Annotated in this window: 8 protein-coding genes; 3 read left to right on the forward strand and 5 right to left on the reverse strand. The window is 56.5% G+C overall.

Annotation, left to right across the window (positions count from 1 at the left end):
- Window positions 1-35: 35 nt before the first annotated feature.
- The 5 genes from BLV04_RS23820 to BLV04_RS23840 all read right to left on the reverse strand — a co-directional run bounded on the left by BLV04_RS23820 (window position 36) and on the right by BLV04_RS23840 (window position 5,027).
- Window positions 36-1,274 carry a tetratricopeptide repeat protein gene (locus BLV04_RS23820; protein WP_093038587.1) on the reverse strand — a complete coding sequence of 413 codons (1,239 nt, stop codon included), beginning with the start codon at window positions 1,272-1,274 and terminating at the stop codon, window positions 36-38.
- A gap of 420 nt (window positions 1,275-1,694) precedes the next feature.
- On the reverse strand, window positions 1,695-2,399 hold the full coding sequence (locus BLV04_RS25185; protein WP_175534790.1) for a hypothetical protein: 705 nt from the start codon (window positions 2,397-2,399) through the stop codon (window positions 1,695-1,697).
- A gap of 686 nt (window positions 2,400-3,085) precedes the next feature.
- Window positions 3,086-3,316 (reverse strand): WGR domain-containing protein, encoded by a 231-nt coding sequence (locus BLV04_RS23830; protein WP_093038599.1) that lies wholly within the window; start codon window positions 3,314-3,316, stop codon window positions 3,086-3,088.
- Between the two features lie 131 nt (window positions 3,317-3,447).
- Entirely contained in the window at window positions 3,448-4,374 is a 927-nt protein-coding gene (locus BLV04_RS23835; protein ID WP_245732020.1) for a tyrosine-type recombinase/integrase, read from the reverse strand.
- A 212-nt stretch (window positions 4,375-4,586) separates the two neighbouring features.
- Window positions 4,587-5,027, reverse strand: a complete 441-nt coding sequence (locus tag BLV04_RS23840) for a helix-turn-helix transcriptional regulator (protein WP_093038591.1) — start codon at window positions 5,025-5,027, stop codon at window positions 4,587-4,589.
- Between the two features lie 115 nt (window positions 5,028-5,142).
- Between BLV04_RS23840 and BLV04_RS26155 the strand changes: the two genes are divergently transcribed.
- The 3 genes from BLV04_RS26155 (at window position 5,143) to BLV04_RS23855 (ending at window position 6,853) form a co-directional block, all read left to right on the forward strand.
- The gene (locus BLV04_RS26155; RefSeq protein ID WP_093038593.1) at window positions 5,143-5,361 is read left to right on the forward strand and encodes a helix-turn-helix domain-containing protein; all 219 of its coding nucleotides are present in this window, start codon (window positions 5,143-5,145) and stop codon (window positions 5,359-5,361) included.
- 216 nt (window positions 5,362-5,577) lie between these two features.
- Window positions 5,578-5,841, forward strand: a complete 264-nt coding sequence (locus tag BLV04_RS23850) for a hypothetical protein (RefSeq protein WP_093038595.1) — start codon at window positions 5,578-5,580, stop codon at window positions 5,839-5,841.
- A gap of 49 nt (window positions 5,842-5,890) precedes the next feature.
- Entirely contained in the window at window positions 5,891-6,853 is a 963-nt protein-coding gene (locus BLV04_RS23855) for a patatin-like phospholipase family protein (RefSeq protein ID WP_093038597.1), read from the forward strand.
- Window positions 6,854-6,892: the final 39 nt, after the last annotated feature.

Raw genomic sequence — 6,892 nt, forward strand, 5'->3', positions numbered from 1 at the left:
AAACGCACACCACGCACAAGAAGGAGCTGGACTCTTTACTCACGCTGAAATTCCAGGCATTCAAGAAATGCGAGCTTGTGCCTATATGAGGTATAACGCAAAAACCTTTCGAACTTCGCGTTGAAGAAGAGACACAATGCAAAGTTCGCGATGAAAGCTGGTGTTTTAGAGCAACCCACTTCAAGTGCTTGTTCCCGTAGCGCCAATTCCCGAACGACATCGTGCTCGGATACTCCGACATTGCTTGCAAGTAAATCCAACCCGATGCAGGCCCATTCGCGCTCACTCTCATTAAGAGCACCTTTCTCCTCCTTGTTCTGTACAAGCTGCAAAGCTTTTTCCAGTAGGCTACGGGATTCCGACCACCCCCCCTCCGACTGAATGGCCGAAGCTAGATTAATACGCGCGAGGAGCGCCTGGCCGTCGCATTCGACGGCTTGGCGATAATACTCAATTGCATCCTTATCTCGCTTCCTATTTGTTTCGATTAACCCAAGCAATGTAAGGCATTCTGAGCAACAAGGCTTAGAAGCGAGAGCCCTTTTCGCGTAGCCCTCAGCCCTCTCAAGCTCATTAAGTCGATAATAGCACTTAGCCAGCTCCGAGATGATTTCAACGTTATTCGAGTCTGTTCGCTCTATTTGATGTAATGCAAAGCGATAGATACGGTTATGAAAGTTCGCCTCAGATGAGTCGTCGAACAAGGATAAGCTGGGGTGAAAAAGTACTGATGCCGCCTGAGATTCAATGCTCGCTTCCCCGGCTTGAAGAGCCTCTAGTAAATTGATATCTTCTGGGAAACTCTCAATATCTACAGCCACCGCCATGCTATCGATCGCTTGTTGTCGCTGACCTAGTCGGACATGTCCAAGGCATTTCAGAGTCCAGATATCGCGGTTCCGAGGAGATAGAGCAGCCGCTTGTTCGAGATACGGTATCGCCATTGCAGCAAGACCACGCAGGAGTAGGAAATATCCTAACTCCAATAACGCCAATGCCGGCACATCATCCATACGCGACAAACTAAGGAGCTCACTGATTCCATTCTGAAAGCGGGTTTCATCTTCATTCAGCATGGCCTCGACAAGTTCAGTCGATACCATCTGATATTGCTCCATCGGCGTTCGCGACCCCTGTGGCTTTTCGCGAATCCTCGATGCTATACGTTTCCGTGTCGCGAAGTCGATGTAATCCCACAGCATTATGGCAGTGCCCTGCCGGCTGGAACGGCGTTTCGATGACAGGATACGATTAGCTGAACGTTGTTTTTTCATAACTTAACCTTGCGCCTTATTCCGGTTTTTGTTCAGGTCGTTTACTCGAATCGCACCGTCATGTTGAAAAAGAGGATAGCGCCTTCGCTTTCAAATCTTAAAAAGTGGATGGATCTCATGAAAAACGTAGCGATATGTTTTCTAGGGGCCGGAGAGTCGCGTGTCCTTCGTGATCCCTCGCGGGGGCATCCTGCTGCCGCGAGGACTCGGTCCTTGGCGACGGCCTTTTGTACCCGGGTTCGCCGGGCACGACTGCGCCCTCAAATGGCTTTACGGCGTGTGGGATGCGCTCTGCATGTTGCCTCCGCAGCTTCGGGACTCCCGCCCCTTCGCCACTGCGGCATCACGCTCGCGCCCACGCCTACCCCGGACTACGCGCCTTCGCTTCGCTCTCCATGGCGCGCAGCGATGGCTGCGGATTCAGCCTTGACCATCATCTGATTCGATGAGAGCGTAGTCGTAACCATAGATATCGGTAGAGCCGATTGGCCCGCATGCCATCCCGCTGTAGGTGATCTCAAGAGCCAGAAAGCTATTGTCGTATCCTGCTTTTCGTAGGAGTTCCGGGAAATTATCAACGGTGAGGAATATATCATCATCGTCATAGTCGCCCTCATCATCTTCGTCTGTAATGGTCGTGGCCTCGCCGACCTGGTCCGTGGTGCGTGCCATGAAATCAGGCGACCTATATTCGAACTCCCCAACCTCTCCAACGAATATAAACGCCAGGTGAGGGCACGGGTTAGTTAGAGCAACATGGTCTTCGACAATGATCGCTGCCTGACCACAGATGGGACAATGGACGATAGGAGGAGAGACGCCGAACGGCTGTTCAATCTTTGCGATTACAGGCCCCGGCTTGCGGGCCTCCTCCAGCCGAAGTCGCTCTTTACCTTGCTCTTTAAGAACCTCGATATTAATTGGGGTGGAAACCTTCCCAGCCGGTAAGATACAGTCGACTGGGCAGACTTCGACACATTCTGGAAAATCGGAACTGTCGCGACAATCGTTGCATACTGCTGGGTCGATGACGTAGATCTCAGGCCCTGGGAATATCGCACGAGGGCCGCACTCTTCTACACATACGTCACAGTTTATGCAGTTGGAGTTGATCACGTGGGCCATGTTGTAGAATCCTTTAGATGTTAGTATTTTCAAGTCGGACTTTGGGACTGATAACGATCGCAGCGGCTCTGGCGGATATTTGGTTTTTCTAAGCTTGCTGGGACCCGATCGGGACCCAAAGGTCGTAGGCAGATGATGATCGGCGATTAAGCCTCATAATGGCGGCGGGGCTGGTTCCAATGTCTACGTTAAAAAGCTCTACTATAAGCTCGATCACGAACAAAAGGTGCCCGCTTCCGCTGTGAATCCGAAAGTCTTTATAAACTGATGGTTATTATCAGCGAAGAGGTGCTTTGACGGATCCAGAGACTGGCTCAGCCTTTAAGGCGAGCATAGGAGCTATAGTGCGGTGGTCACTGCCGAATGCGGATCAGCGATTACGCTTGACGGCATTGCGATGAGGTGGGCAAGAAAGCTCATATCATTAACAATCACGGTAAGATCCTTTTTATGCCTCCATGCTGCAGATGCTCCGTCACCTCGGCTTTATGGGGTCCAATATCAAAGTGAGCATGAAAATGACTTCTAATGATACCATTTAATACATCATGTTACAAAAACCTTTAAGTGTACGCACTTGGATATCGCTTTTGGACGATCTATGGAGCGTAGGTGGGTTGCGCAGCGGCAGAAGCTCAATGGAGTTCCGAGCGTGTTTATGTGCATGACCTCCAAGTCCGTTGGCATCAATTACAGGGCTGGTCGACCGGTCGATACCCCCGCGCCCTCCTCCGCTTCTCGATCTCCTCCAACCGCTTCTCCGCCTGCTCTCGCGTCGCTACCCAGGCCGTCCGCATCTGCCCCCGATGGGACATCAACCCGCCCCAGGCCGTGACCACAGACCAGCCACCGAAGAGATCCTCGACCAGGTCTGCCTGATAGTACCGTGCCGTGTCCGGGTTGACCCATCGTTGCATCGCCCTACCCTCTTCAACAGCGGTCAAAAACTGTCCATTCCCGGTGGTGCTACGCGAAATCCAGGGCACTCGCGTGGGCTGAGAGCCACGAACTTCGCGTAGGCGCGCCTGTTTCGCGTAACGCATTGTTTCTAAAGCTTCGAGACAACGTCCGCCATCCGCTCCTCAGTCACATGTGTGTAGATCTGGGTGGTCGAGATGCTCACGTGGCCCAGGAGTGCCTGGATATCGACCAGCTGCGCCCCGGACTCGAGGAGTCTGGTTGCATAGGTGTGACGCAGTTTGTGCGGGGTGACTCGCTTGTCGATCTCAGCGCGCTCGACTAAGCGCCGGAGGTACAGGCGCACCGCCTTCGGACTGGGCGGTCCCTCGCCGGGGGCTTTGGCGAAGACGTGCGCTTCCTTCGGACGATCCGCGACCCAGAGTCCGAAGGCGGCACCGAACACCACGGGCAAGGGCACTATCCGCTCCTTGTTGCCTTTTCCGACCACGCGGACAGATTTGGCCACGTGGTTGGTCATACGAACATCCTTGACCTTTAGCCCAAGCGCCTCGGAGATCCGCAAACCGGAATGCTGGATCAAGGCGAACAGCACGCCGTGACGTCGCCGCGCATCGAGAATCCGTTGCCGTGCGTTTCCGTGGAGGTTGTCGGGTAGGTTCTCGATCTCGGCCGCGACCGCCTGAAGACGCGCCTGCTCGTCACGTTCAAGCCAGATCGGCAGTCGTTGCGGCCGTTTTGGTTTGTCGGCGAGGTAGACCGGATCGGATTGGACCAGGCTGCGTTTCTGGGCCCACTTGTAGAAGGACGACAGGCACGACACGCGGCGGGCGATGATGTGCGCCTTGATCTTACGCTCGCGAGTCTGCCAACCGACCCACTGCTCGACCTGGACGTGGCTGCAATCGCGCCAGTCACGATTGAGCTCATCGAGCCACTCCCCCCACAGCTTCAGATCCGAGGCATAGCCTGCGCAGGTTCCCACGGCCGCTCCACGCGTGAAGCGCAGGTCGGCGAGGAAATCCGTGCGTGCGGTCCAGTAGTCTACGGTCGTCACGTTGCACAAGCCTATGATTGATAGTGCTATTCCATGCGTACTGGTCGTTGCGCCTTGCCCGATTGCGGGCATCCCTTTGACCTACTCCGCGCGTCGATACCGCCCCCGACGGTGCCCATGTGCCTGTAGCATCCTTCCTGAAATCGGCATTTCAGGAAGGATGCCCTAGCGCTATGGAACGCACGCTCGTCGTGCAGAAACACACGCTCGTATCAGGGACTTTCGGTCGGGTCTCGCGGCGGAGTGCCCCGCCCTCCCGTCACCAGCCGGATCGTGATCAGGAGGGCGATGTATCCGTCCTTGGTCACGGGAGTTGGCAAGACCAGCGATCGCAAGGCACGCCACTCGGACGGCTGGATGTCGAGGCTCGCCGCCAACACCCGGTCGCTCGCCAGCTCGCGCAGGCCCTCGGCGGTGTACCGGTTCTCCAGCAGAGCATCCGGGCTGTCCGGCAGATGACGAGCATTGTCCGCCAGACTGTCGAGCACGATCCCCAGGGCATCGGCAATCGCCTGTGCGGTCTCGGGGCTCGGCGAACGCTCGTTTCGCTCGATCGCTCCAATCATGCTTTGACTGAGCCCGACTCGCCGACCGAGCTCGGTCTGGTTGAGCCCGGCGCGTCGTCGCGCCTCGCGCAATCGCTCGCCGTTCATGGATCTGCCGCATCTGTTGGGCCCGTCAGTTTAATACTGACAGTGTTAATCAGATGTGCTTTTCAATCAATACCAAAAGTGCTAAAAACACACTAAATGTACAACGGAGGTCACCATGTCGAATGCATTGGCGAGGAACTTACGTCATCGTCGCGTTTCCGCTGGGCTGTCTCAAGAAGATCTGGCGGAACGCACCGGGTTATCCCAGACCTGGATCAGTCGCTTGGAGACGGGAGGCGCTAATCCCACCATGGAAACACTGAACACGCTTGCTGAAGGGCTCTCGATTAGGGTTCACGACCTTTTCGAAGACCAAGCTGAGGCCGTCGGTTGATGGTATCGAGATCGGGAGAAGCTTACTAAACGTGTTCTGCCGAGTGTCGCTAGGCTGGATCCTGTAGTCCGGATTCGGATCTTTGGCCTGAGATCAAAAAGCACAAATAGTGGTAAAAATTATTAAATGTGCTATTTGTAGCGGCGTTGCTCATTGACGGAGCGACGGGACGGCACACCTGCCGCCGCATCACTCAACACACACGAGGACCTTGCCATGCAATCCGAACGCACCTTCCGCACCGATGGTGGTCGTGACGCCTCGGTCAACATGGAAACGATCCAGATCTCGGGACTGACCTGCCGCGTGAAGAAGATCACGGTCTCCGACGATGGCAAGCTGACCATGGCGATCGATGCCACGGCAACCGACAACGAGGCCATCGAGCGCGTCCGTGATCTGATCATGATCCAGCAAGGCGAGGTCATGCTGACCCTGGAAGGCGTTGCGGTCGAGTCGACCGATCAAGCCCCCCACTAACCGACTCGGCCATTTTTATGTCGCCGGCTTCGGTCGGCGGGAGGGAACCATGAATCTCGCCGAAACGCTCGGTTTGAGCCCCAGGCCCTACCGGATCCTGACCATCGACGGGGGTGGCGTACGCGGGATCATTCCGGTGCTCTGGATCGAGCGGCTGGAGCGTTATCTCAACGGGCCCGTGCATGCCCACTGCGACCTGATCGCAGGGACCTCGATCGGGGCGATCCTCGGGTGCGGGTTTGCGATGGGGATGACCGCCACGCAGGCGCGTGAGATGTGGCTCAACGGGGCCCATGTCGCCTTCTCCAAGCCGCACTCAATGAAGGAACGAGGCCGACGGATCGCCGCTCGGGCAGGCTTGATGGCCAAGTACGAGAGTGCCGGTCTCGAGGAGCTGCTGCGCTCGATCTTCCATGACTGCCGGATGGGCGATCTGACGCCCCCCACCCTCGCCCTCTCCTACGACATCCAAAGCCTGCAGGTCCATGTCTTCTCCTCGGCCAAGGAAGAGCACAAAAGCCTGCCGGTCTGGGAGGTCTGTCGAGCCTCGACCGCCGCCCCCCTGTTTTGGGATCCCCACTTGATGGCAGTCGACGATACCGGGGTGAAGCATCCTATGGCCGATGGCGGCATGACGGCCAACAACCCGGTGGTGCTCGCAATCAGCGAGTCGGTGAGCCACGCCAAAGGGACCGGCAAGGCTATCCAGTTGGACAACGTGGTGGTCGCGAGCTTCGGCACAGGGGCGCCGCCGGAGGGGCACTCGCAGATCCCCAAAACGATCTTCGGGCATGGCTCGATGATCATGCGTGCGCTGATGACGGGGGCGACAGGGACCGATCATGTCACTGCCCGCACCATGCTTCCGGCACGCAATTACTGGCGCTTTCAGACCTCGATTGCGGGACGTTTGGCCCCCCTGGACCAGACCGAGAACATCGACGAGCTGCAGGCCGTGAGTACGGCCACCTTCCCTGATGGGTTTTTCCTCTTAAATCGTCAACTTGTATGAGGGAGAGCGGTGGGCCTCCCTCGGGGTGCTTGAACAACA

Source organism: Thiocapsa roseopersicina (genome assembly GCF_900106925.1).
Lineage (GTDB): Bacteria > Pseudomonadota > Gammaproteobacteria > Chromatiales > Chromatiaceae > Thiocapsa > Thiocapsa roseopersicina.

Coding starts and splice junctions, on each gene's coding strand:
- BLV04_RS23820 (WP_093038587.1), bottom strand. CDS start 1,274: ATGAAAAAACAACGTTCAGCTAATCGTATCCTGTCATCGAAACGCCGT.
- BLV04_RS25185 (WP_175534790.1), bottom strand. CDS start 2,399: ATGGCCCACGTGATCAACTCCAACTGCATAAACTGTGACGTATGTGTA.
- BLV04_RS23830 (WP_093038599.1), bottom strand. CDS start 3,316: ATGCAACGATGGGTCAACCCGGACACGGCACGGTACTATCAGGCAGAC.
- BLV04_RS23840 (WP_093038591.1), bottom strand. CDS start 5,027: ATGAACGGCGAGCGATTGCGCGAGGCGCGACGACGCGCCGGGCTCAAC.
- BLV04_RS26155 (WP_093038593.1), top strand. CDS start 5,143: ATGTCGAATGCATTGGCGAGGAACTTACGTCATCGTCGCGTTTCCGCT.
- BLV04_RS23850 (WP_093038595.1), top strand. CDS start 5,578: ATGCAATCCGAACGCACCTTCCGCACCGATGGTGGTCGTGACGCCTCG.
- BLV04_RS23855 (WP_093038597.1), top strand. CDS start 5,891: ATGAATCTCGCCGAAACGCTCGGTTTGAGCCCCAGGCCCTACCGGATC.